At 65.2% G+C, this 24,139-nt stretch carries 21 protein-coding genes; 9 read left to right on the top strand and 12 right to left on the bottom strand.

The window, feature by feature from the left end:
- The first annotated feature begins 69 nt into the window (after nt 1–69).
- Genes AC5Y4H_RS03075 through AC5Y4H_RS03065 form a run of 3 tightly spaced genes read left to right on the top strand, consistent with a single transcriptional unit; the run spans nt 70 to nt 3,244 of the window.
- Nucleotides 70–1,245: an acyltransferase gene (locus AC5Y4H_RS03075; protein ID WP_499978447.1), complete on the top strand. Its 1,176-nt coding sequence runs from the start codon at nt 70–72 to the stop codon at nt 1,243–1,245.
- A complete protein-coding gene (locus tag AC5Y4H_RS03070; protein WP_499978445.1) occupies nt 1,245–2,501 on the top strand; it encodes a glycosyltransferase in 1,257 nt (418 codons plus the stop codon). Before AC5Y4H_RS03075 ends, AC5Y4H_RS03070 begins: the two co-directional genes overlap by 1 nt.
- Nucleotides 2,502–2,512: 11 nt before the next feature.
- A complete protein-coding gene (locus AC5Y4H_RS03065; RefSeq protein WP_499978443.1) occupies nt 2,513–3,244 on the top strand; it encodes a GAP family protein in 732 nt (243 codons plus the stop codon).
- A gap of 7 nt (nt 3,245–3,251) precedes the next feature.
- Here the strand turns inward: AC5Y4H_RS03065 and AC5Y4H_RS03060 are convergent, their stop codons facing one another.
- From AC5Y4H_RS03060 to AC5Y4H_RS03050, 3 genes are all read right to left on the bottom strand, one after another.
- Nucleotides 3,252–4,070 carry a rhamnan synthesis F family protein gene (locus tag AC5Y4H_RS03060; protein ID WP_499978441.1) on the bottom strand — a complete coding sequence of 273 codons (819 nt, stop codon included), beginning with the start codon at nt 4,068–4,070 and terminating at the stop codon, nt 3,252–3,254.
- A gap of 140 nt (nt 4,071–4,210) precedes the next feature.
- On the bottom strand, nt 4,211–5,002 hold the full coding sequence (locus AC5Y4H_RS03055; protein ID WP_499978440.1) for a class I SAM-dependent methyltransferase: 792 nt from the start codon (nt 5,000–5,002) through the stop codon (nt 4,211–4,213).
- Between the two features lie 50 nt (nt 5,003–5,052).
- A complete protein-coding gene (locus AC5Y4H_RS03050) occupies nt 5,053–6,780 on the bottom strand; it encodes an AMP-binding protein (protein ID WP_499978438.1) in 1,728 nt (575 codons plus the stop codon).
- Between the two features lie 76 nt (nt 6,781–6,856).
- Between AC5Y4H_RS03050 and AC5Y4H_RS03045 the strand changes: the two genes are divergently transcribed.
- Both AC5Y4H_RS03045 and AC5Y4H_RS03040 read left to right on the top strand, forming a co-directional pair.
- Nucleotides 6,857–7,666: a phthiotriol/phenolphthiotriol dimycocerosates methyltransferase gene (locus tag AC5Y4H_RS03045; RefSeq protein WP_499978627.1), complete on the top strand. Its 810-nt coding sequence runs from the start codon at nt 6,857–6,859 to the stop codon at nt 7,664–7,666.
- A 127-nt stretch (nt 7,667–7,793) separates the two neighbouring features.
- Complete coding sequence (locus AC5Y4H_RS03040) at nt 7,794–10,967, top strand: AAA family ATPase (protein WP_499978437.1); 3,174 nt, start codon at nt 7,794–7,796, stop codon at nt 10,965–10,967.
- A gap of 16 nt (nt 10,968–10,983) precedes the next feature.
- Here AC5Y4H_RS03040 and AC5Y4H_RS03035 read toward each other — a convergent pair whose 3' ends face one another.
- Entirely contained in the window at nt 10,984–11,541 is a 558-nt protein-coding gene (locus AC5Y4H_RS03035) for a TetR/AcrR family transcriptional regulator (protein ID WP_499978436.1), read from the bottom strand.
- A gap of 197 nt (nt 11,542–11,738) precedes the next feature.
- On the opposite strand from AC5Y4H_RS03035, the gene AC5Y4H_RS03030 reads away from it, so the two are divergent.
- Nucleotides 11,739–12,959, top strand: coding sequence for a cytochrome P450 (locus tag AC5Y4H_RS03030; protein WP_499978433.1), 1,221 nt, complete (start codon nt 11,739–11,741; stop codon nt 12,957–12,959).
- Here the strand turns inward: AC5Y4H_RS03030 and cwsA are convergent.
- Nucleotides 12,956–13,390 carry a cell wall synthesis protein CwsA gene (gene cwsA, locus AC5Y4H_RS03025; protein WP_499978431.1) on the bottom strand — a complete coding sequence of 145 codons (435 nt, stop codon included), beginning with the start codon at nt 13,388–13,390 and terminating at the stop codon, nt 12,956–12,958. The two genes, AC5Y4H_RS03030 and cwsA, sit on opposite strands and share 4 nt — an antisense overlap.
- Nucleotides 13,391–13,560: 170 nt before the next feature.
- Here cwsA and AC5Y4H_RS03020 point away from each other — a divergent pair, with 170 nt between their 5' ends.
- The gene (locus AC5Y4H_RS03020; protein ID WP_499978430.1) at nt 13,561–14,109 is read left to right on the top strand and encodes a peptidylprolyl isomerase; all 549 of its coding nucleotides are present in this window, start codon (nt 13,561–13,563) and stop codon (nt 14,107–14,109) included.
- A gap of 27 nt (nt 14,110–14,136) precedes the next feature.
- Here the strand turns inward: AC5Y4H_RS03020 and AC5Y4H_RS03015 are convergent, their stop codons facing one another.
- Nucleotides 14,137–14,562 (bottom strand): PH domain-containing protein, encoded by a 426-nt coding sequence (locus tag AC5Y4H_RS03015; protein WP_499978428.1) that lies wholly within the window; start codon nt 14,560–14,562, stop codon nt 14,137–14,139.
- Between the two features lie 155 nt (nt 14,563–14,717).
- Nucleotides 14,718–14,999 carry a cell division protein CrgA gene (gene crgA, locus AC5Y4H_RS03010; RefSeq protein ID WP_499978427.1) on the bottom strand — a complete coding sequence of 94 codons (282 nt, stop codon included), beginning with the start codon at nt 14,997–14,999 and terminating at the stop codon, nt 14,718–14,720.
- 129 nt (nt 15,000–15,128) lie between these two features.
- Here crgA and AC5Y4H_RS03005 point away from each other — a divergent pair, with 129 nt between their 5' ends.
- Both AC5Y4H_RS03005 and AC5Y4H_RS03000 read left to right on the top strand, forming a co-directional pair.
- The gene (locus tag AC5Y4H_RS03005) at nt 15,129–15,872 is read left to right on the top strand and encodes a DUF881 domain-containing protein (protein WP_499978426.1); all 744 of its coding nucleotides are present in this window, start codon (nt 15,129–15,131) and stop codon (nt 15,870–15,872) included.
- Nucleotides 15,873–15,920: 48 nt separating this feature from the next.
- On the top strand, nt 15,921–16,607 hold the full coding sequence (locus tag AC5Y4H_RS03000) for an aminodeoxychorismate/anthranilate synthase component II (RefSeq protein ID WP_499978424.1): 687 nt from the start codon (nt 15,921–15,923) through the stop codon (nt 16,605–16,607).
- Here the strand turns inward: AC5Y4H_RS03000 and pknB are convergent.
- The 5 genes from pknB to AC5Y4H_RS02975 are packed head-to-tail and all read right to left on the bottom strand — an operon-like array spanning nt 16,585 to nt 24,128.
- Nucleotides 16,585–18,465 carry a Stk1 family PASTA domain-containing Ser/Thr kinase gene (gene pknB, locus AC5Y4H_RS02995; protein WP_499978423.1) on the bottom strand — a complete coding sequence of 627 codons (1,881 nt, stop codon included), beginning with the start codon at nt 18,463–18,465 and terminating at the stop codon, nt 16,585–16,587. The two genes, AC5Y4H_RS03000 and pknB, sit on opposite strands and share 23 nt — an antisense overlap.
- Nucleotides 18,462–19,745: a serine/threonine-protein kinase gene (locus AC5Y4H_RS02990; RefSeq protein WP_499978421.1), complete on the bottom strand. Its 1,284-nt coding sequence runs from the start codon at nt 19,743–19,745 to the stop codon at nt 18,462–18,464. The genes pknB and AC5Y4H_RS02990 overlap by 4 nt, the downstream gene beginning before the upstream one ends.
- Nucleotides 19,742–21,220, bottom strand: a complete 1,479-nt coding sequence (gene pbpA / locus AC5Y4H_RS02985) for a D,D-transpeptidase PbpA (protein ID WP_499978420.1) — start codon at nt 21,218–21,220, stop codon at nt 19,742–19,744. Before pbpA ends, AC5Y4H_RS02990 begins: the two co-directional genes overlap by 4 nt.
- Nucleotides 21,217–22,623, bottom strand: a complete 1,407-nt coding sequence (locus tag AC5Y4H_RS02980; protein ID WP_499978419.1) for an FtsW/RodA/SpoVE family cell cycle protein — start codon at nt 22,621–22,623, stop codon at nt 21,217–21,219. Before AC5Y4H_RS02980 ends, pbpA begins: the two co-directional genes overlap by 4 nt.
- A complete protein-coding gene (locus tag AC5Y4H_RS02975; protein WP_499978417.1) occupies nt 22,620–24,128 on the bottom strand; it encodes a PP2C family protein-serine/threonine phosphatase in 1,509 nt (502 codons plus the stop codon). The genes AC5Y4H_RS02980 and AC5Y4H_RS02975 overlap by 4 nt, the downstream gene beginning before the upstream one ends.
- Between the last annotated feature and the right edge of the window lie 11 nt (nt 24,129–24,139).

Here is a 24,139-nt window from a genome sequence, read left to right as displayed (position 1 = left end):
CGCGGACTCGACTATGCGAGGCTGGTGATCGGTTCGGGAGATGAATCCGGCCGATGCGATGTCCGAGCCATGAGCTACGTCATCAACTCTCACCTCCGCCGGCACAAGACGTATCACAGTTGGTTCGAGTACGGCGACGCGGGAAACATTGTGCGGCACACGATCGTTGACCCAGCCGACATCGAATTCGTCCCGATCCGGCAGGACAACATGACGCGAACCGAGTGGCACCAGCGTGTGCTGTCCACTCCGGATCCGTTGCAGTGGGATTGCTTCAGGTTCGGCATCATTCAGCGCGAAGGCCACTTCACCATTTTCGCGATCGTCGATCATCTCCACTGTGACCCGACGATTATCGCGGGCCTGTACACCGAAATCGTGATGAACTACCGCCTTCTGGTGGCTGGGCGTGCGCTGGCTCAGGCGCCGCCCCCGGCCAGTCATGACGACTTCTGCATACGGGAACAGCAGCACGTGGCATCCCTGACCTTGGACTCCGCCGAGGTTCGTAAATGGATCGAATTCGCCGAGAACAACGGCGGAACCCTACCGGACTTCCCGCTGCCGCTCGGTGATCTCTCGCAGGCCACGGGCGGCGACGTGGTAGTCGATCGGCTGATGAATCAGGAACAAACGGCCGAATTCGAATCCCGCTGCATCGCGGCGGGGGCCCGTGTCAGCGGAGGTTTATTCGCCTGTATCGCACTCGCGCAGTACGAGTTAACCGGAGCCACAACATATTATGGCCTCGCACCCACTGACAAGCGCAGGTCCCTGGCAGAATTTGCGACGATGGGCTGGTTCACCGGTGTCGTGCCCTTCACCGTGCCGGTAAACCCGGCTTCCTTCGCAGAGACCGCCCGTGCGGCGCAGGCATCCTTCGATTCCAATATGGACCTCGCCAACGTGTCGTTCAACGAGATATTGAAGTTGGCACCGTGGCTCAGGTCATGGGGCCCGAACTGCACGATGGTCAACTACATGGATGCCGGCCTGCCACCCTTCTCTGCCACCGTCACCTCCCACATGAAGGACGCGAACGTCAGCATCTACTGCGACCCCAGAGATCCGGCGCACCTTTACTTTTCGGTGATCCGTCTCTTCGATGAGGTGTCGATGTGGGTGAACCTGCCCAAAAACGCGATCGCCAAAGACTCCGTGCTCCGCTACGTGAGTGCCATGAAATCCGTGTTGCAGCGTGTCGCGGACGGACGTTTCGTGGGTGCAGCGGTTCAGGTGTCCTGATGAAAATCGTCTTGGCCGCCCATGGAACGCGCGGTGACGTCGAGCCCTGCGCCGCGGTCGGTTTGGAATTGCTGCACAGAGGCCATGAAGTGCACATCGCGGCTCCGCCCGACCTGCTTGACTTCGTCGAGTCGGCCGGCCTTCGCGCGGTCGGATACGGACCGGATTCGCAACGGCAGGTCAGCGCGCTCGCCGACGTCGTCCATCACGCCTTCACGCTGCAGAATCCCATCGACTTCGTGCGCTCAGTCAGCGAGCTTTTCGTCGAGGGTTGGGCGCAGATGGGCCGGACGCTGGCCGCGCTGGCGGACGGGGCCGACATACTTGTCACCGGCCAGACGTACCACGGTGTCGTAGCCAATATCGCTGAGTACTACGACATTCCGCTGGCGGCGATCCACCACATGCCGATCTGCGTCAACGGACAGCTCGCCCTGCCTTCCCTACCCTCTCCGCCACCCCTGGTCCGCTCCACCTTGAGGGCGGCGTGGTGGCTGTACTGGCGCATCACCAAAGACGCCGACGACACGCAACGACGCGAACTGGGCTTACCGCGGGCAGCCGCCCCCGCGGCGAAGCGAATGGCAGAACGTGGATCGGTCGAAATCCAGGCCTACGACAAAGCTTGCTTTCCCAACCTGGCGGCCGAATGGAATGGTCGGCGGCCCTTCGTCGGCGCGCTGACCATGCGGTTGCCGACGGATGCCGACGCTGAGGTGGCGAAGTGGATCGGTGCGGGCACCCCGCCCATCTACTTCGGCTTCGGCAGCACACCGGTACGATCCCCCGCAGACACGATCGCCATGATCGTCGCGGCCTGCGCGGAGCTGGGCGAACGCGCACTGATTTATGGTAATGCGAGCGGCTTTCCGTGCGTTCAACAGGCCGATGACGTGAAGCTGGTGGGCCAGGTGAACTATGCGGCCATCTTTCCGCTCTGTCGCGCGGCCGTCCATCACGGTGGCGCGGGCACCACCGCGGCAGCCCTTCGAGCCGGAATCCCGATGTTGATCCTATGGGACGTGGCCGATCAGCCGATATGGGCGGCGCAGACGACCCGGATGAAAGTTGGTTGCGCTCAACGCTTGTCGACCAGCACCCAAAAGTCGCTGGTCGCACAGCTACGCCGCATCCGCGCCCCGCAATACGCCGCTCGCGCCGGCGTGATCGCCACCCGAATGACCGATCCTGCCGAAAGCATCACCGCGGCGGCAGATCTGATCGAAGGCGTCGTTCACCGGAAGCGCGCTGCCTGATGTGGGCCACGGTGCTGGCACTCGCGCTCTGGGTGGCAACGGACCCGACGCGTCTGGTCGTCGTCGCGGCCCTGATGTCGCGCGCGCGTCCGAAGCACAACCTGGTCGCGTACTGGCTGGGCGGCCTGGCGGCCGGTATCGCACCCGGAATCGGGGTTCTTGGCCTGATGATGGTGAGGGGCACGTCGGTACCGCTGGTCATGGAGAATATGAGGTCCGCGGTCTCCCGATTCACAGGCGGGTCCTTCCAGATCGCCGTCGGTCTGGTCGCGCTGGTGATCGCGGCACTGCTCTCGGCGAGGATTCGGACGCGTCGGCGTGTCGAAATGCCAACGTACGGCGGCTTTGCGGTAGCCCCCGATCGCCGACCAACCACATCGATCGCAATCGCACGGATAAGAACCCGCGCCGGCCGCGCGTTGCAGGGCGGCAACCCATGGCTCGCGTTTGGGATCGGCCTGGTGTCGACAATGCCGCCCATCGATTACCTGGTCGTACTCATCGTCATCGTCTCCTCCGGAGCCGCGATCGGTACCCAGCTCACCGCAGTTGTGACATTCACGCTCGTGGTGCTTGCCCTTGTGGAGATCCCACTCGTCTGCTACCTGGTCCTGCCGGCAAAAACTCAGGCGGTCGTGCTGAAGCTGCAGAGGCTTGCGCTGGCGAACCGTCGGCGGATCTTGATCGCCGTCACCGCAGCGGTGGGGGTTCTGTTGATTGCTGCCGGCCTGGGCAGCGTCTGAACCCTACCTAGGAGGGGGAATAGCTTCTGCGGCCGAGCCTTTCGACGTTCGACTGGATGAGTCCGTAGGGGTATTGCGTGTGCTGCTCGATCAGGTCGCGCAGGTGCGTCACGGACGTGCGCCGGCGCGGGTCACGCACCACGCTCGCCTTGAGGAACGGGAAGCGGAAGTCCTTGATAAGGCCGTCCCAAAAGTAGAGGGTGGCGTTGTTCCGTCCGGTGCGTTTGCTATCCCACAGCCGCGATGGGCGGCCTCCCGCGGTTCTGATTGCGGCGGCGGAGACGAACGGTTTGACGCTCAGACCGGCCCTCCGCGCACGCCTGGACACGCCGACCTCGTACCGCCAGATGACGGTACCTTTGTGGACGGCGTACCGGAACTCGTCCCACAGATCATTGAGGAAGGGGCGGGTTCGCGAATTGAGATCCCAAGCCAGGAAAAAGGACTGGAGGTGGGAGAACATCTGGGTGTTTTCGATTGCGCCGTACATGTCAGCTCCGTGGAAGGTTGCCCACATCTCTTCGAGAGGAAAGAGCGGACCGAAGACGCTGTCGTTGGCGATGACGAAGCGGTCGAACTGATCGAGCGACCAGCCGCGCTGCCTGAGGACGCACCACGCGAGGTGCCACGAGCCGAAGTCGAAGGAAAGCGTGCGACGCGTGTAGATGCCCGCACAGAAGGGGCGGATGGTAGCGACTGATTCCGGCGAGAGGACGGGTGAGGCGGAAACGAAAACGATGGTCGCTCCGAGTCGGTGCAGCGCCTTCAGGTAGTAGGCGACGTGAGGATCGACGATGCCATGGACATCGAAGTGTGCGAACAGCACAAGGATGCGACGACCGGAAGCGGGCTGCGGTGGGAGCTCCAAGTGGCTTTCGCAAAGGAATCGGAGGGCGTTGGGATTCAACCGGTATCGAATCGCGGCCGAGGCGCGCTCGCATTGCGTGCCCAGCGCGTTGGACCGTCTCACGGCGCCCCGATGACGTCCCGTGCGCGCCGAGTGGGCAGCGTAGCCGCCGCGCCGGTGTTCATTGCGAGCGCGAAAAGGTCGGTTCGTGTGGTTGTCAGATCCACGATCCCCAATCCAACGCGGTCCAGCATCTCTTCGATCAGCTCGACATCAAACACGTGATGGTGAAGGGTTCGGTTCTGGAAGTTCCTCAGGCTTCGTTTCCTGAATTGTTGACGTCCGCCTGCCGCCCAGTCTCGGCGCAAGTCGTGCAGGGCCAAGATTTCATCGAGGTGAGTCAGGTCGTCCTCACCGACGTCGCGGGCGAAATCATCCAGCAGGTGTTCGAACGTCGTGACCGGGCGCCGGTGGTCGAAGTTGTTCTCTCTGTTCGGGACCACGAGTACCACTGCCCCACCCTCCTTGATGATCCTTTTCCACTCCAGCAGGGCTTTCAAGGGGTTCGCGGTGTGCTCTAAGCAATTCGAGGACAATAGGAAATCGTATCGGGCAGTGGCGAACTCAGGCAGATCGGTGGCATCGGCGATGAATTGGCGGCCGCGTTTGTTCCGGTGGTAGTGATACCCCGCACCGGCTTCGATAGGTCCCTCCCAGATGGTGTCCGCGGAGAAGTTGACGCCATCCAGTCCGCTGACCTTTTGATAGAGGGGAAGCACAGTCCCGAAAAGCAGACTCGGACCGCCGATCTCGACACCATACCTGCCCTCGACCAATGACTGATAACGCTGACGGAGTGGCAAGCGCCATCGCGCATGTTTGGTCTTGAATCCCGGCCCGTTTTCCCGCAACGAGTACTGGTACCAATACGTGAACTCCGCGAGCGTCCTTGGCTTTGGCACTAAGCGTCCAAGCGGGCGAACTGGTTCTGGCGATAGCGCTCGACGCAGGCCGCTCTCCTGACCTTGCCGCTGGTCGTGATCGGAATCGAACCCGGAGCTACCACAACGAGGTCTGCGACACTGACCCCGTGCACGTCGGAAATCGCAGAGGTGACTTTGCGTTTGACAACGTCGAATCCGTCCCCCGGCCCGTCGGTTGGGCCGGCCCGATTCTTGAGCTCGATAATGGCGACGAGCTTCTCGGTTCCCTTGTCCGGAATCGCAATCGCCGCGCACCGTCCCGGCGCGACGCTCTGAATCGTCCCCTCCAGGTCGTCGGGACAGTGGTTGCGCCCATAGACGATCAAAAGATCCTTGGTGCGACCGATCATGAACAGCTCTCCGTCGGAGATGAAGCCCAAGTCCCCGGTTCTCAACCAAGGCCCTTCGGGGGTGCCGGCCGATGGGGCGGCAAGCGTTGCGCCGAAGGTGTGCTCAGTGTCGCTTGGTTTCTGCCAGTACCCGCTGGCGACGTTGTCTCCGTGCACCCAGATCTCACCGGTCGTTCCCGCCGGACACTCAACACGGCTCTCCGGATCCACGATGCGCACCAACGGCGACCGCGGCACGCCGTAACTGACGAGCGCTGTGCCGCCTGCGTCCGCCTGACGCTTCGCGTGGCCCGCCGTCAGCTCTTCGGAGTCGAAATGAACGATCTCCGGTGGTTGACCGGCTTTGCGGGTTGCGACGTACAACGTGGCTTCTGCCAATCCATACGATGGCCGTAACACCTTGGCCTGAAGGTTGAAGCGGGCGAACCGTTCGGCGAAGCGCCGCAACGTGGCGGGCTGTACCCGCTCGCCTCCGTTGAAGATGCAAGACACGTTGCCAAGGTCAAGTCCGGCGAGGTCGTCATCCGAGGTTTTCCGAACCGCCAGTTGGAAGGCAAAGTTAGGCGCTGCCGAATGTGCCCGACTGTTCTGCGCCAGCAATTGCATCCATCGGGCCGGCCGCTGCAGGAAGGAAACCGGACTCGTGAGCACGCTGCGAAATCCCGTCAGGACCGAAAACATAACTCCTAACTGCAAACCCATGTCGTGATAGAGCGGCAACCAGGACACCATCGTGCTGTCCGGTGGGGCGACTCCGCCGTGGTCCCCGAAGAAGGCGGCATTCATGTGCGCGAAATTGGCCAGGATGTTCTTGTGCGACACCATGACCCCGGCGGGGGCCCGCGTCGACCCCGAGGTGTATTGCAAATACACGGTCTCCGTTGAAGTCTCGACCCGCGCAGCGGGCGCCTTCTTCGAATCGAGGTCCAACAGGTCGACTTCGATCAGCGATGGCGCCGGTTCGCCGGACTTCGGTGCGAGATGGCCGGCGACACCGCCCGCGACTGAGGATGTCGTGAGAATGGTCGAGGGGGAAGCGTCGTGCAGCACCGAGCTGACCCGTTCGTCGCTGTCGGCACCTAACGGAACCGCGATGAATCCGGCCTGTATTGCGCCGAGAAACGCGGTGACGTAGTCGAGCCCCTGGGGCGCCAATATCAGGGCGCGGTCGCCGGTTGACCCGTGCGACCGAAGCTCGTGCGCAAGGTTCAGCGCCCGCCGATACAGCTGCGCCCACGTCAAACTCTCTTCAATGCCGGCCCAATCGTGTTCATAATTCATAAACGTGAACGCCGTCCGATTCGGCGCCAGGCTGGCGCGTTCGCGCAGCAGGGCCGGAATGGGAGACTTGAGCATGGGCGTCAGGTTACCTCGGCCGTTATCACCACGCCGGATTTGCAGCAAAGACGATGCGCGGCTCCGACGCACACCGATCGAAAGCGTCATCGATCGGCTGAATCGCAACCCAATCTCGCTGAGGCTTCTGAATTTGCGCTTTAAATACGGCTACCGATTTCTTAGCCGCCTCCTCCTGAGGGACGACGTGTTGTTCCTGAATTACGGATATGAGGAGGACCCGCCAATGTCGTTGCCGCTTACCGCGGCTGATGAGCCCGATCGATTCCCCATTCAGCTCTACCACCGCACGGCCACGCAGATCGACCTCGCGGGCAAGGACGTGCTGGAGGTGAGCTGCGGCCACGGCGGGGGCGCATCGTATCTGATGCGGACTCTGCGCCCGGCTTCCTACACCGGCCTGGATCTGAACACCGTGGGCATCGAGTTCTGCCGAAAGAGGCACACCATGCCCGGCCTGAACTTCGTGCAGGGCAACGCCGAAAGCCTGCCGTTCCCGAATCGGTCCTTCGACGCAGTGGTCAATGTCGAAGCCGCGATCAACTACCAAGACGTTCCCAGATTTTTCGCGGAGGTCGAACGCGTCCTGCGCCCCGGCGGGCGGTTCGTGTATGCCGATATTCGCTACGCCGACGAGATCGCCGCGTGGGAGGCGGACCTGGCCGACATCCCGATGCACCTCCTGTCGGAACGGGTCATCAACGCTGAGGTCATGCGCGGGCTGGAGCGGAATCGGTTCGTCGACCAAATCACTCGTCGGCTACCGAATATCGCGTTTCTGCGCGGGATAGCCGTTGACTACGCGGGTGGGCCGGGTTCGTTGATCTATCGCCGGCTGGGCAACGGCGAGGCCTCCTACCGGCTGTTTTGCTTCGCGAAAGACTGACGCCTGCGTCACCAAAATTTTGTGCCGCGAGCATCCGAGTGGGAATTTAAGACTCCCTCATGGAGTACCCGACGGCCTATCCTTTGAGGAGCCAGCAAACGCTGGGCAAGGATTGGCGGAGGGTCGGATGGCGGCCGTAGGAGCGTGCCAGGCGTGCGGCACCGAACTCCTTGAGGATGCGCGGTTCTGCCACGGCTGCGGCACGCCGGTTGCTGAATCCGCCGCACATGCGGAATACAAGCAAGTCTCGGTGCTGTTCGCAGACGTGGTGCATTCCATGGACATCGCCGCGGCCGTCGGCGCCGAGCGCCTGCGCGAAATCATGGCCGCACTTGTCCACCGCTGCACCAAGGTGGTGCACCGCTACGGGGGCACGGTGGACAAGTTCACCGGCGACGGGATCATGGCGGTATTCGGCGCGCCGGTGACGATGGAGGACCACGCCTTCCGCGCCTGTCTAGCGGCCCTGGGCCTTCAGGAGGAGATCAAGCCGCTTGCCGTCGACGTCCGCGAGCGCGACGGTGTGGATCTTCAACTGCGGGTGGGGCTCAACTCCGGTCAGGTGATCGCGGGCGAAATCGGTTCGAAAGCGTTGGGCTACACCGCCATCGGGGAGCAGGTGGGGATGGCGCAGCGGATGGAATCCGTGGCGCCGCCGGGTGGAGTGATGCTCAGCGAATCCACCGCCCGGCTCGTTGCGCACACCGCCGTGTTGGCCGACGCCGAACAGGTGCATATCAAGGGCAGCGTTGTCCCGGTGTTGGCTCGTCGTCTCATCAGTCTGACCGGCGGGCCGCAACGAAGTGGTGACTTACAAGGCGCATTGGTCGGGCGAGAGCTGGAAGTCACGACGATCGCCGGCCTCCTGGATCGATCGAAGAGCGGGCGCGGATGTGTGGTCTGTGTTGCGGGGCCGGCGGGCATCGGCAAGACGCGACTCGCTGATGAGGCTGTCGCGTTGGCGCTTGTTAAGGGCGTCGAGGTGGTTTCAGCCTTTTGCGAGTCACACACCAGCGATGTCCCCTTTGTCGCGGCCGCGGCGTTGTTGCGCGCAGGGCTCGGAATAGCCGAGCTCGACGACGAGGCGGCGCGGGCGCAGGTGCGTGCCAGGATCCCCGACGTCCCCGACGAGGATGTGCTGCTGCTCTACGACCTGGTGGGCATTCGAGACCCCGACACGCCTCCTCCGACGATCCATCCGGACGCGCGGCGACGGCGGTTGACCGCACTGATCAACTCGATGTCGCTGGCCCGCACTCAGCCTGTCCTCTACGTGATCGAGGATGCGCACTGGATCGATGAGGTCAGCGATTCGCTGGTGGCAGACTTCCTCAGCGTCATTCCCCGGACACCGTCAATGGTGCTGATCACTTACCGGCCCGAGTACAGCGGTCTACTCGCGAGTGTGCCTGGGGCGCAGACGATTTCGCTCTCACCCCTGAGCGAGGCGGAAACCGCCGCGCTGCTCGACGAGTTGCTGGGCCCCGATCCGTCAGTCGCCGGGATCAAAGCGCTCGTTGCCGATCGGGCCGGGGGGAACCCGTTCTTCGCCCAGGAGATGGTGCGCGAGCTCGCCGAGCGGGCGGTGCTGGAAGGTGACCGCGGCGGTTTCACCTGCAGCACGGATCTGGCCGAGGTGACGGTCCCGGCGACGCTGCAGGCCACCATCGCCGCGCGCATCGACCGTCTGGATCCCGATGCCAAGCAGACGCTGAACGCCGCGGCGGTGATCGGCTCGCGGTTCACGGCCGAACTGCTCGAGGCGGTGGGCAATGCACCCGTCCTCGAAGCGCTCCTGAAGGCCGCGCTGATCGATCAGGTCCGTTTCACGCCCAGCGCTGAATTCGCCTTCCGCCACCCGCTGATCCGCAGCGTGGCTTATGAATCACAACTGCGGTCTGATCGGGCGACGATGCACCGGCGGCTGGCCGGCGCCATCGAGGCGCGTGAGCCGGAGGCCGCCGACCAGAACGCGGCGCTGATCGCCGAACACCTGGAAGCCGCGGGCGACTTGCGGGACGCCTACGGCTGGCACATGCGGGCGGCAGCGTGGGCGACGTACCGCGACATCGCCGCGGCACGGCTGAGTTGGGAAAGTGCCACGCGGATCGCCGACGCATTGACCGCCGACGACCCGGACCTGGTAGCCATGTGCATTGCTCCCCGCACCATGTTGTGCGGAATCGCCTGGCGGCTGCATGTGAACGACGTCGGGGACCGGTTCGACGAGTTGCGGAAGCTGTGCAACGCCGCGGGGGACAAGCCGTCGCTGGCCATTGCGATGGCGGGGCTGGTCGTGGATCACGCGTTCCAGGACAGGGTGCGTGAGGCGTCGCGGCTGGCATCCGAGGCGATCGCCCTCATCGAGTCCATCGGGGACCCGACTTTGACGGTGGGGCTGTCCTTCACTGCGATCCGCGCCAAGATCGGGACCGGCGAGTGGACCGAGATGCATCGCTTGTCGCAGCGGGTCATCGACCTGGCCGACGGCGACCCCACCAAGGGGAACTTCCTCTTCGGCTCTCCCCTGGCGCTCGCGTTCGCCCAGCGGGGCACCGCCCGGTGGGCCCTGGGTCGGCCCGGATGGCGAGACGACCTGCAGCGCGGCCTGGCCATGGCGCACGGCGCCGACTCCCTTTCCTACGTCACGGTCGTCAGCTACGTGTACACCACGGGCATACCGGCCGGCGCGCTTCGGCCCGACGATTCCGCGGTGGGCGAGATCGAGGCTGCGCTGGTGATCGCTCAGCCGTCCGGCGACAACCTCCAGTTGGGTGTCGCCTGGCTGACCCTGGGGCTCGCGCTGGTGCACCGCCACACCGACGACGAGCGTGATCGCGGACAGCAGTTGCTGGCCGAGGTCCGCGAAGTGTTCCGGCGTGGGGGGCACTTCCTGTGCGATATCCCGATGCTCGACGTGTACGTGGCCCGTGAGCAGGCGCGCCGCGGCGATCGCGACGGGGCGATACCGCTGATGCGCGCTGCGGTCGACCATCTGATGCTTGGGGGACAAGCGCTTTCGTGGGGAGTGTTGACGACGGGCGTGTTGGTGGAGACACTGCTCGACCGCGGGAGCGAAAGCGACATCACCGAGGCCAAGGCCGCGATCGAACGGGTGGAGACCGAGCCGGCCGATGGGCACCTGGCGATGCGCGAGACATGGCTGCAGCGAATGCGGGCTTTACTGGCGCGCACACAAGGTGACGTCGAGGCTTACGCGCACTTCAAAGATCGCTACCGCGAGATGGCGAGAACGCTTGGCTTCGAAGGACATGTCGCGTGGGCCGAGGAGATGCCATAACGATCGAAACTGCGCGCTAGTCCCGCTGCCTCGCGTAGGACGAGCCCAGAAAGCGTTCCACCAGGGCGCGTTCAGCGGCCGGATCCTTGAGCGGCCACCCCCACAGCGCCAGGAAGACGCGGATCAGCCATTGCGCGGCCAGCGGGTCATCGTTGTCGGGCCCCAGCATCTCGGCGGCCAAGGCCGTCACGGTCGGTGAGTTGATGACCCAGTCGCTGACGGGCGCCGCATGGATCGACCGCATGAGTTGAGCCAGTGGGTCGGAGCGCAGGCGTTCCAGCGCCATGATCGTGGCGGTCACGACGCGCTGCGGGCCGGCGAGGTCCTTGATGGCTTCGCGGGTGGTGTCCACGATGCGAGCCGCCTGAATACCGATGACGGCGTCGCGAATGGTCGACTTGCCGCCGGCACGCCGGTAAATCGTCGCGGGCGAGCAGTGAACCCGGGCGGCCAAGGCTTCGATGGTGAAGCCCTCGTATCCCTCGCGGGTAATGAGGTCGGCGGCCGCGGTGTAGATCCGTTCGGCGGCTTCGCTACGGCGGTCGCGACCCACCAACCAGTCGTCACGCGGCATCCACCCATGCTCCCCCGATATTGCGGGGCACGGAAGCGCTTCTCGCAGCGTGAGAAATTTGTGATGATCTCTCTCACGCATACGGCCTGCTAGTGGCGGTGCACGCGATCATCACTGCTGGCCGTGCGATCACGGCCGCTCCTCAACTTTTCGGCATTCCATTGACCGCGCGGTGAGCCGCGGCAAGCCTGAAGTTCATGGCGGTCTTGGACAGTGCGACCCGGTTCTTCGGTCGCGAGGCGATACAGGATCCGTACCCGCTGTATGACCGGATGCGCGCCGAGGCGCCCGTACACCGGATCGGTGACTCGGTGTTCTACGCGGTGTGCGGTTGGGATGCTGTGCAAGAGGCCGTGGACCGTGTCGAGGATTTCTCGTCAAACCTCACGGCGACCATGGTCTTTCATGAAGACGGCGCCGTCACGCCCTTCGACATGGGGCAGCCCGGAGGCCCGATGCACACGTTGGCCACCGCGGACGACCCTGCGCACGCGTTGCATCGCAAGCTTCTGCTGCCGCACTTATCGGCCAAGCGCGTGCGGATCATCGAGGAATTCGCGGTCGAGACCGCGGACCGGCTTTGGGAAGAGAACGCGCGCGACGGCCACATCGAATGGATGAGCGCGATCGCCAACCGGTTGCCGATGATGGTGGTCTGCAAGCTGCTCGGCCTTCCCGACGACGACGCCGACAAACTCATTCGACTCGGCTACGCCACCACCACACTGCTCGACGGGATCGTCACTCCCGAGCAGCTCGAGCAGGCCGGGCTGGCCGCGATGGAGCTGTCCGGCTATGTGCTGGAGCATTTCGAAAAGGCCAGCGGCAAACCAGAATCCGGACTGATAGGTGACTTGGCGGCACGCTGCGCTTCGGGCGAACTCGAGCAATTGCCGGCGTTGGGCATCATGCTCACGCTGTTCAGCGCCGCCGGAGAATCGACCGCATCGCTGCTGGGCAGCGCGGCGTGGATCCTCACCGATCGCCCCGCGATCCAACGACAGCTTCGCGAGACACCTGAATTGCTAGGTGTTTTCATCGAGGAGACCTTGCGGTTTGAGCCGCCGTTTCGGGGTCATTACCGCCACGTATGGCGCGACACCACGCTGGGTGGGGTCCAGGTGCCGGCCAATTCTCACCTGCTGCTGATGTGGGGCGCGGCCAACCGCGACCCGGCACACTTCGACGCACCCAACGAATTTCGGCTCGACCGCACCGCCGCCAAGAGTCACGTGAGCTTCGGCAAGGGCGTGCACTTCTGCGTTGGAGCGGCGCTGGCTCGGTTGGAAGCCAATGTCGTGTTGCGCATGCTGCTCGAGCGCACCGCGTGGATCGATGCGGCGGACATCGGGGATTGGCTACCGAGCATCCTGGTCCGGCGCCGCGAACGGTTGCGGTTGGTCGTGCGAGGAGCCTAGGGACGCGGCTGCACGTCAACGCTGGGCGGCCGCGACTGCGGCTCCTGAGGCTTCGCCCGGACGGAGCGCCGGACGATGCTGAACGCGGCGGCGCCCCCGACGAGGACCGCGACGGCGACCCCCGCGAAGACCAAGGGGCGCTTGCGGTGGCGCTGCGCGCGGCGCGCGTCCTGCAGCGCTTGGGGCAGGCCCGTGACGACTTCCTGCGCGGCGGCCAACTCCTGGGCGAGGGTTTCTTGGGCGGCGGCGAGGTCACGGGCGAGCCGCCCCTCCTGGTAGCGGCGACGCAGCTGTGCGGCTGTCGACTGCGCGGACTGGACGCTCAGGCCGACGACTCCCCGGGTGACGTCCACCGGTCCCTGCGCCGAATAGGTCAGGCCGCGGGCCAATCGCTGCCGCGGGGTCAGCCGGGAATCCATCTTCGCCCTCATCTGTCGCCTTTCTGTCCCGCTGGATGAGCCTGCCGTGAAGCCCGGCCCAGGAAAGTCCGGTATCCGAACAGACTGCCAGCATAGGGACGTCGCCGTCCGCGGTATCCGCTCGCCGCGTTTCGCGCATGGTCCGCCTTCGGTGACACCGCGTGCGCCGACGCCCGCCCGTAGTGGCAGACTCTCATGCCGTGACCAACAGCCCCTTTCAGACTGCTACCGCCACGCTCCACACCAACCGCGGCGACATCAAGGTCGCCCTCTTCGGAAACCACGCCCCCAAGACCGTCGCCAACTTCGTTGGCCTGGCGCAGGGCACCAAGGAGTACTCGACGCAGAATGCATCGGGAGGCTCCTCCGGCCCCTTCTACGACGGCGCTGTCTTCCACCGGGTGATCCGGGGCTTCATGATCCAGGGCGGCGACCCGACCGGAACCGGTCGCGGCGGCCCGGGCTACAAGTTCGCCGACGAATTCCACCCCGAACTGCAGTTCGACAAGCCCTACTTGCTGGCGATGGCGAATGCCGGCCCGGGCACCAATGGCTCGCAGTTCTTCATCACGGTGGGCCAGACCCCGCACCTGAACCGGCGCCACACGATCTTCGGCGAAGTGACCGACCCCGAGTCACAGCAGGTCGTCGACGCGATCGCGACGACGGGCACCGACGGTAACGACCGCCCTACCGAGCCGGTCGTCATCGAATCGATCACCATTTCCTGAACCCCGGCCCCTTAGGGTGGGGGTCGATCAGCCCTGCTGACGGCCCGCGTAGCCGGCTTCGGTAAGCGCGTCGAGCACCTCGACCGGATCTGTCCCGAGGTCCCACCGGGAGAACAGCGCCAGGTCGCCGCCGGACGTCTCGACCTCGAGTAACCGCACCTTGCGGCCGTAGCGCCGGAACTCGACGATGCGGATGATCTTGATGTCGGAATGCTGCAATACCTGCGTTCGGAACCACCCGCGCAGCATCAGGCCGCCGGACGTGATTGCCAGCTTGGGACGCGCGTACCAAGAGACGCCGGCAAACAAGATCAGACCTGCCGCGGCAACGCCCGCGAGAATGCGCCCCGGCGGGTCTGTGACCACGGTCACAGCGGCGATAGCCATTAAAATGCCCGCGACTCCACAACCAGCGATTCCGGTCGTGCGCGGCTCCCATTGAGTTTGCTGCATGTGGTCCTTGACCCCTCCCACCACGGCCTATGCAGTTATCCACATCAGCTATCAACAGTGGGGATAAATCACACGCGTGTGATTGGGTGCCTGGAAAGTTGCTGACGCAGTAACGAATCAGACCAAAAATGAATTCATAACGTCGACAGCTGTGGTCAGTGCCAGCGCATCGTGAGCAACAAGCCGGTGATCATGAAAGCGAACGCGATGGCGTAGTTCCACGGCCCCAACTGCGCCATCCAGTTCAGGGCGGTCGGCGCGTTGCTCCCGACCGCGGCCAACTGGAACACCATCAACCAGACCAGACCGATCAGCATGAGACCGACGAACAGCGCGACGAACCACACGCTCGATGGTCCGACCTTGACTTTCACCGGGGTGCGGCTGACCGCGCTGACGGCGAAGTCGTTCTTCTTGCGGACCTTTGACTTGGGCATGATTACCTCGCGGATTACCTCAACGACACGGTGAGCGGGACGGGGTGCAACGATAAACACTGCAACTGCACCAATGGCTTGGCTACGAGACTAACTCACCTGGGACGGTGACCAGGAAACGGAGACGCGATGATCCAGACGCGCCGGTCGCCATGGCGCTTTGGCGTCCCGGTCGTCTGCCTGCTGGCCGGGCTGCTGCTCGCCGCCACGCACGGAGTCTCCGGTGGTGCCGAAATCCGCCGCAGCGACGCTCCCCGGCTGGTGGATTTGGTCCGCGAGACCCAGTCTTCGGTGAACCAGCTGAGCGCCCAGCGCGAGGCGCTGGCAGGCAAGATCGACGCCGCACACGGCCGATCGTCGGATGCCGCACTCGCGGCGATGCTGCGGCGCTCCAGCCAGCTCGCCGGCGAGGCGGGGATGAGTCCGGTCCATGGGCCGGGCCTGGTGGTCACCCTCGCGGATGCGCAGCGCGACGCCAACGGCCGGTTCCCCCGCGACGCGTCCCCCGACGACCTGGTGGTGCATCAGCAAGACATCGAGGCAGTGCTCAACGCGTTGTGGAGTGCCGGCGCCGAGGCGATCCAGATGCAGGATCAGCGGATCATCGCGACGTCGGTGCCGCGCTGTGTCGGCAACACCTTGCTCCTCAACGGGCGCACCTACAGCCCGCCGTACACGGTCACCGCGATCGGCAACGCCACGGCCATGCAGGCCGCCCTCGCCGCCGCTCCCCTGGTGGTCCTCTACAAGCAGTACGTCGTCCGCTTCGGCCTGGGCTACCAAGAAGAGGTCAAGTCCGACGTGCAGGTCGTCGGCCATTTCGAACCCGAGCGGCTGCATTCCGCGCAGCCCGACGGCCCGATCACCTACTGACGCCCACTGACCGGCATCGCGACCACCATGGGACGGTAACCTGGCACGATGCGGATCCTGGTTGTCGACAACTACGACAGCTTCGTGTTCAACCTGGTGCAGTACCTCGGCCAGCTGGGTGTGGACGCCGAAGTCTGGCGCAACGACGACACCCGGCTCGCCGACGAAGCCGCAGTGGCGCGCCGGTTCGACGGGGTGCTGCTGAGTCCGGGGCCGGGCACCCCGGAGCGCGCGGGCGCGTCGATTCCGATGGTTCGGGCCTGTGCGGCCGAGCGGACTCCGCTGCTCGGGGTTTGCCTCGGGCACCAGGCCATCGGCGTCGCATTCGGTGCGACCGTCGACCGCGCCCCCGAACTGCTGCACGGCAAGACCAGCAGCGTCCACCATGGCAATGTCGGTGTGCTGCAAGGACTTCCGGATCCGTTCACGGCGACCCGCTACCATTCGCTGACGATTTTGCCCGAGTCGCTGCCCCCGGTGCTTCAGGTCACGGCCCAGACCCGAAGTGGCGTGATCATGGCCGTGCAGCACAACGAACTGCCGATTCACGGTGTCCAGTTCCACCCGGAGTCGATCCTGACGGAGGGTGGCCATCGAATGCTGGCGAACTGGCTCGTCGAGTGCGGGTGGGAGCGCAACGACACGTTGGTGCGGCGGCTCGAGAACGATGTGCACGCCGCGGTGCGGCCGTATTTTCCGGCCGATCCGACGGCTACTGACCGAACTTCAGCGTGATGATGCCGTCCCGGTTGACCCCGGCGCCGGCCGGCGGATTCTGATACACCACGCGGTGGGATTGGGGGCCGCCGGCGTCGACGTCGGCACCCTTGTCCAGGATTCCCGTCCAGCCCAGGGCCCGTAGCCGTGGCTCGGCGTCGGTCCAGAACATGCCGGAGAGGTCGGGCATGACGAACTGATTGCCCTTGGACACCTGCAGTTCGATCACCGAGTCCACCGGGACCATCTGACCTTTGGGGGGATTGGTCCCGATCACCTCGCCGGCCGGGCGGGTGCTGTCCACCTGCACCTGGGTGACCTTGCTGAAGCCGTATACGGTCAGGTTCTTCTGCGCGATGTCGACCGTTTGGCCCGCGATGTCGGGAACCTGTTTGGTCTCCGGTCCGGAGCCGACGATGAGGGTGACGACGTTGGTGATCGCCGACGTCTGATTGGCCGGCGGGTTGGTCCCGATCACCTTGCCCAGCAGTTCCGGGGTCGACGGGGAGTTGGCCTGCTTGAACTTGCTGAAGCCGGCGGCCTTCAGCTTGCTGACCGCGTCGGAGTAGCTCAGCGAGGAAACGTCGGGCACCTCCCGCTGTTCGGGTCCGGTGGAGACGTTGATGGTGATCTCATCGCCGGCATTGACCGACGCGTTGGCGCCCGGATCGGTACCGATGACGTGGTCGGGCGGGATGGTCGAATCCGGCTTCTGCAGGGTGCGGGTCTTGAAGCCGCGATTCTGCAGCGCCGCGATGGCATCGGCGGATACCTGGCCGCGCACGTCGGGCACCTGCACGTCGCGGGCACTGCCGCCGAAGGTGTTGAAAGCGATGACAACAACGATCGTCAGGACTGCGAGCGTGGCCACGGCGATAATCCAGCGGCCGACGGAACCCACGCTGCGGTCCTCGCCTGCGTCGGCAAGGACCTGACGTGGTAGCGGGTCGGTGCGCGACGGGCCGGAGTTGCCCACGTTGGACGACAGCAGCGAGCTTCGATCGGCATCGGTGAGTACTTTGGGGGCCTCGGGTTTCTCCCCGTTGTGCACCCGAATCAGATCGGCTCGCATCTCGGCCGCGGTCTGATAACGGTTGTCCGGATTCTTGGCCAGCGCCTTGAGCACCACGGCGTCGAGGTCGGCCGAGACGCCATCGTGTCGCTGCGACGGCGGGACCGGATCTTCCCGAACATGTTGGTAGGCAACGGCTACCGGCGAGTCTCCGGTGAATGGCGGTTCGCCCGTGAGGATTTCGTAGAGAACGCAGCCCAATGAATACACATCGGAACGCGCATCGACGGCGTCGCCGCGAGCCTGCTCGGGGGAGAGATACTGCGCGGTTCCGATCACCGCGGCGGTCTGGGTGACGCTGTTGCCGCTGTCGGCGATCGCGCGGGCGATGCCGAAGTCCATCACCTTGACCGCGTTGGTGGTGCTGATCATGATGTTGGCCGGCTTGACGTCTCGGTGGATGATGCCGTTCTGGTGGCTGAAGTTCAGTGCCTGGCATGCGTCGGCGATGATCTCGATGGCCCGGCGCGGTGGCATGGGGCCGTCAGTGTGCACGATGTCGCGCAGGGTGACGCCGTCGACGTACTCCATGACGATGTAGGGCAGCGGCCCGGTGGGCGTCTCGGCCTCGCCGGTGTCGTAGACGGCGACGATGGACGGGTGATTCAGTGCGGCGGCGTTTTGCGCCTCGCGCCGGAAGCGAAGGTAAAAGCTGGGGTCGCGGGCCAGATCCGCGCGCAGCACCTTGACCGCGACATCGCGATGCAATCGGACGTCGCGGGCTAGGTGAACCTCGGACATGCCTCCGAAGCCGAGGATTTCGCCTAGTTCGTAGCGGTCGGACAGGTGCTGCGGCGTGGTCATTGCGGTGTTCCGTGTCGGGCCGGCACGTTGCGGAAGCCGGAGGTCCCTATTGTCCCGTCATCCGGCCAATTGAGACGCATTTCGGGCCGGGCGCCGGCGCCGGTCGGGGTCTTGGTCGGCGGGGGCGCCGAGGCGGGCGGGGTCCCGGTGTCTGTCACCGTCGGTGGCTGCTGTTGCTGATCCGCGCGCGAATTGATGACGATCAGCACCGCAATGATGATCGCCAGCGCGCCCAGCACCCCGGCGGCCCACAGCAACGCGCGCTGACCCGAGGAAAAGGTGCGACGGGCGGGGGGCGTGCGGTGGCCGCCGGTGGCCGGCCGCGACCGACGGGGTGCGGCGCTTCGGCTCGGAGACACGGCGGCGGCGCGGGTCGTCGGGCTGGATGGGATGGCTGCCGGCGATGCGCGGCCCGGTGGCGGTGACTGGCTTGGCCGCGGCGGACGGCGGCCGGCGCGCACCGCGGCCACGGCGTCGGCGAACGGGCCGCCGCTGCGGTACCGCATCGCGGGGTTCTTCACCAGCGTGATCTCGATGAGTTCGCGCACGTTGGGCGGCAGCTCCGCGGGCAACGGCGGCGGCGGCTCCTTGATGTGCTTCATCGCCACCGTCAGGGCACCATCACCGGTGAACGGTCGCTTACCCGAGACAACCTCGTAGCCGACGACTCCCAGCGAGTACACGTCGCTCGACGGGGTGGCGTCGTGGCCCAGGGCCTGTTCGGGTGCGATGTATTGGGCGGTGCCCATCACCATCCCCGTCTGGGTCACCGGAGCGGCGTCGACCGCCTTGGCGATACCGAAGTCGGTGATCTTCACCTGGCCGGTCGGTGTGATCAAGATGTTGCCGGGTTTGACGTCGCGATGCACCAGCCCGGCGGCATGCGCCACCTGCAGCGCACGACCGGTCTGCTCGAGCATGTCCAGCGCGTGCCGCAGCGACAACCGGCCGGTGCGCTTGAGCACCGAGTTCAGCGGCTCGCCGTTGACCAGCTCCATCACCAGGTAGGCAGTCCGGCCCTCCCCGTCCAGCTGGCTTTCGCCGTAGTCATGGACGGCCGCGATGCCGGGGTGGTTGAGCATCGCGGTGGTACGCGCCTCGGCGCGGAACCGCTCGATGAACTCAGGGTCTTGGGAGAACTCCTGCTTGAGCACCTTGACCGCGACGCGCCGGCCCAGCCGGCTGTCTACCGCCTCCCAGACCTGACCCATGCCGCCGGTGGCGATCAGGCGCTGCAGACGGTATCTGCCGGACAGCGTCACACCAACTCGCGGGCTCATGGTCCTCCCTGTAGCGCGGCCTGGATCACAGCCCGTCCGATCGGCGCGGCGAGTGCACCCCCCGTCGCGGACAGGCGGTCGGCGCCATTCTCCACCAACACCGCCACAGCGACCTTCGGGGTCTGTGCGGGCGCGAAAGCGATGTACCAAGCATGCGGCGGTGTGTGCCGCGGATCGCTGCCATGCTCCGCGGTACCCGTCTTCGATGCGATCTGCACGCCGGGAATGGCCCCTTTCTGCTGTGCGACCTTCTCGGCGCCGACCATCAGCTCTGTCAGCTTAGCGGCGACCTGCGGCGACACGGCGCGCCGCTGCTCATACGGTGCCGTGGTGCTGATCGTGGTGAGGTCGGGCCCCTTGAGGCTGTCGATCAGGTACGGCTGCATCGTCACCCCATCGTTCGCGATGGTCGCGGCGATCTCAGCGTTCTGTAAGGGCGTCAGGGCGACATCCTTCTGGCCGATGCTCGACATACCCAGCGCCGCGGCGTCCGGGATGATCCCCACGGTCGACTCTGCGACCTGCAGCGGAATGACGCTCGGCGTGCTGTCCAGCCCGAACGAGCGCGCCATGTTGCGCAGCGCATCGGACCCGGTGAGGATCCCGAGCTGGACGAATGCGGTGTTGCAGGACAGGGCGAAGGCCTGTCGCAACGACACCGTCGGCTCGTTTCCACACGGCTCCCCGCCGTAGTTCTCCAAACTTGCGGTGCTGTTGGGCAACGGAATGGAGGGGGCGGCGGTCAGCTGTTCGGTGTCGGAGGCACCGGCCTGCAGTGCGGCCGCCGTGGTGATCACCTTGAAGGTGGACCCGGGCGGGTACGTCTCCGAGATCGCGCGGTTGGTCAGCGGATTGTTCGGGTCGTCCCGCAGCTTCTGCCACGCCTGCGCCTGGACCTCGGGATCATGTGAGGACAGCAGGTTGGCGTCGTAGGACGGCGATGACACCATCGCCAAGATCTTGCCGGTCGCCGGTTCGAGGGCGACGACGGCGCCCTTGCACGGCGGACCGCCGCAGTCCTGTTGCATCGCATCCCAAGCGGCCCGCTGTACCCGCGGCTTGATCGTGGTGTCGACGTTGGCGCCGCGCGGGTCGCGACCGGTGAAGAAGTCGGCCAGCCGGCGGCCGAACAGCCGCTCGTCGGACCCGTTCAACAAGGGATCCTCGGCGCGTTCCAGACCGGTGCTGGAATAGCGCAACGAATAGAAGCCGGTCACGGGCGCGTACTCGGCCGGGTTGGGATACACGCGCAGGAAGCGGTAGCGGTTGTCGGTGGCGACCGAATACGCCAACAGCTGGCCGCCCGCCACAATCTGGCCGCGCTGGCGTGAATACTCATCCAGCAGAACCCGCTGATTGCGCGGATCGGCGCGCAGTGAGTCCGCGGCGAAGACCTGCGTCATCGTGGCGTTGATCAACAGCAGCACGATCAACGCCATCACGGTCACCGAGATCCGGCGCAGAGAGGCGTTCATACTTTCTCGATCACCTCGGTGCTGGCCGCCGCGATCGACGGCTTGCGGGCGCGGGTGCGCAGGGGACGACGGGCGCTGTGCGAAATGCGCGCCAGTATGGCCAGCAGCACATAGTTCGCCAGCAACGACGAGCCACCGTAGGACATCCACGGAGTCGTCAGCCCCGTCAGCGGAATGAGCTGGGTTACCCCGCCTACGACGATGAACAGCTGAAGTGCCAGCGTCGACGCCAGGCCGGCGGCCAGCAGCTTTCCGAAGCTGTCGCGCGTGGCGATTGCCGTGCGCAGACCCCGCACGATGACGATGGTGTAGAGCATCAGGATGCTGGCCAGGCCCACCAAACCCAGCTCTTCGCCGAACGCGGCGATGATGAAATCGGTTGAGGCCGCGGGCACCGTGTCGGGCTGACCGTTACCCAGGCCGGTCCCGAAGATTCCCCCGGTGGCAAAGCTGAAGAGCGACTGGACGATCTGATAGCCGCTGCCGTCGGGGTCGGAGAATGGGTCCCACCACATCTGCACCCGCACCCGGACGTGGGCGAAAATGTAATACGCGACAACGCTTCCCGCGGCGAACAGCACCAGCCCGATCCCCACCCAACTGAAGCGCTGGGTGGCGAGATAGACCACCACCAGAAACGAGGTGTACAGCAATAGCGAAGTGCCGAGGTCTTTTTCGAAGACCATCACGCCGACCGAGATCACCCACGCCGCCAGCAGGGGCGCGAGGTCTCGGGGCCGGGGCAGTGTCAAACCCATGAAATGCTTGCCTACACTCGTGAACAGGCCGCGCTTGGCGATCAGGACCGCGGAGAAGAAGATCAGCAGCAGAATCTTGGAGAACTCGGCGGGCTGAATTGAGAAGCCGGGCAAGCGGATCCAGATCTTGGCGCCGTTCTGTTCGGACAGCGATGCCGGCAACAGGGCGGGAATCACCAGGAAGATCAGACCGACCAGTCCGCAGATGTAGCCGTATCGCGCAAGCTGCCGATGGTCTTTCAAGAACGTGACCACCAGGGAAAAGGCCACGACGCCGATGAGGGTCCACAGCATCTGCTGGGTTGCGCTGGGGTGGTGCCGGCCGCTGAGCTGATTGGTGACCAGATCCAATCGGTGAATCATCACCAGGCCAAGGCCGTTGAGTAACGCCACTATCGGCAGCAGTAGCGGATCGGTGTAGGGCGCGAACCGCCTGATGGCCATGTGCGCCGACCCGAAGACGACAAGGAACACCAACCCGTAGCTGATCGCGGTCCAGTGCAGATCGCGTTCCTGGTTGGCTTCGACTATCAGCAGCGCGGCGACGGTGATCAGTGCGGCAAAGCCCAGGAGCAACAACTCGGCATTGCGCCGGGTAGGCAACGGGGGTGTGACCGCGACCGGCGGCTGAAGTTGTGTCGTCATGCCACCGTCCGGCAATCGATGCCTGGTTGAGGTGGCGGCCCGGGAAGCGCGGTCACTGTCTGCGACGTGGTCGTCGGACCTGCCGGCGCAGAATTCGCGGGGCCGTTGGCGCTCGTGCTCGGTGGCGGGCCGGCGCTCGGAGAGTTGGTGTTCGGTGGTGCCGGTGACGCTGTGGTGCTGGATTCTGGTGTTTCGCCGCGGGTGCTCGGTGAGCCGGGCGGAGACGTGGCGCGCGGAGGAGGACAGATCGGCAGAAGATATTCGGCCAACAGCTGCCGCAGCTGTGACTCGGCCTGGTCCAGGCTGCCGCCCGGCAGTCCCGTTTGAACTTGGACTTGTCCGGGGCGGCGCAGGTCTTGCAGCGTCATCAGCTGGCAGTCGGAATGGCCACCGGATTGCCCGTAGCTGACCAGGGAGAGCTCGTTGCGGGTGTTGACGCAGCCCACCAGATAGGGGTGCTGCAACGGGATTCCCAGCAGGGTGCCCTGAATTCCGCGGACGATGGAGACCCGGCCGTCGTATTCGGCGACGTAGTAGTTGCGTTGGATGATCCACCATCCGACGCCGAGGCCCGCCAAAACCAACAGCACCGCCAAGCCGCCGGCAAAGAACATCTTCCGCCTCGGCCAGCGTGGGCGATGCGGCGCTTCCGGTTGCGGCGCAACGCGTTTGGCGGACTCATCGCGCGGCCGGATCGCTGAGGCACGCCCGGCGGAGGTGTTGGGCAGGGTCATTTGATCTTCGTCGCCCGACACCGCGCCGGCGAGGATCGGCTGGGTCTGCCCGTAGTCGTAGTCGACCACGTCGGCAACCACCACGGTCACGTTGTCCGGGCCGCCGCCACGCAGCGCCAACTCGATGAGGCGGTAGGCCGCCTCGGCGACGTCGGGTATCTGCAGGGCTTCGAGGATGGTCTCGTCGCTCACCGGATCCGATAACCCGTCCGAGCACAGCAGATAGCGGTCACCGGCACGCGCCTCGCGCATGGTCAACGTCGGCTCGACCTCGTGACCGGTGAGCGCCCGCATGATCAACGAACGTTGCGGGTGGCTGTGCGCCTCTTCCCGCGTGATTCGGCCTTCATCGACCAGGGTCTGAACGAACGTGTCGTCTTTGGTGATCTGGGTCAGCTCCCCGTCGCGCAACAAATAGCCGCGCGAATCGCCGATGTGCACCAGCCCGATGCGGTCACCCGCGAACAGGATCGCGGTGAGGGTGGTGCCCATCCCCTCGAGCTCGGGCTCGGCTTCCACCTGGGCGGCGATGGCCGCATTGCCGGAGCGGACCGCATTGTCGAGCGTGGCCAGCAGATCGCCGCCGGGCTCGTCGTCGTCGAGGTGGGCCAGCGCCGCGATCACCAGTTGGGATGCCACCTCGCCCGCGGCGTGCCCGCCCATGCCGTCGGCCAGCGCGAGCAGTCGTGCGCCGGCGTACACAGAGTCTTCGTTGTTGGCGCGTACCAGGCCGCGATCACTCCGCGCGGCATATCGCAGAACCAAGGTCACGGGCGGCACTC

This window comes from Mycobacterium sp. NGS58, assembly GCF_059812385.1.
The sequence above is the reverse complement of the archived record's forward strand: the minus strand, read 5'-3'. Positions and strand labels throughout refer to the sequence as shown.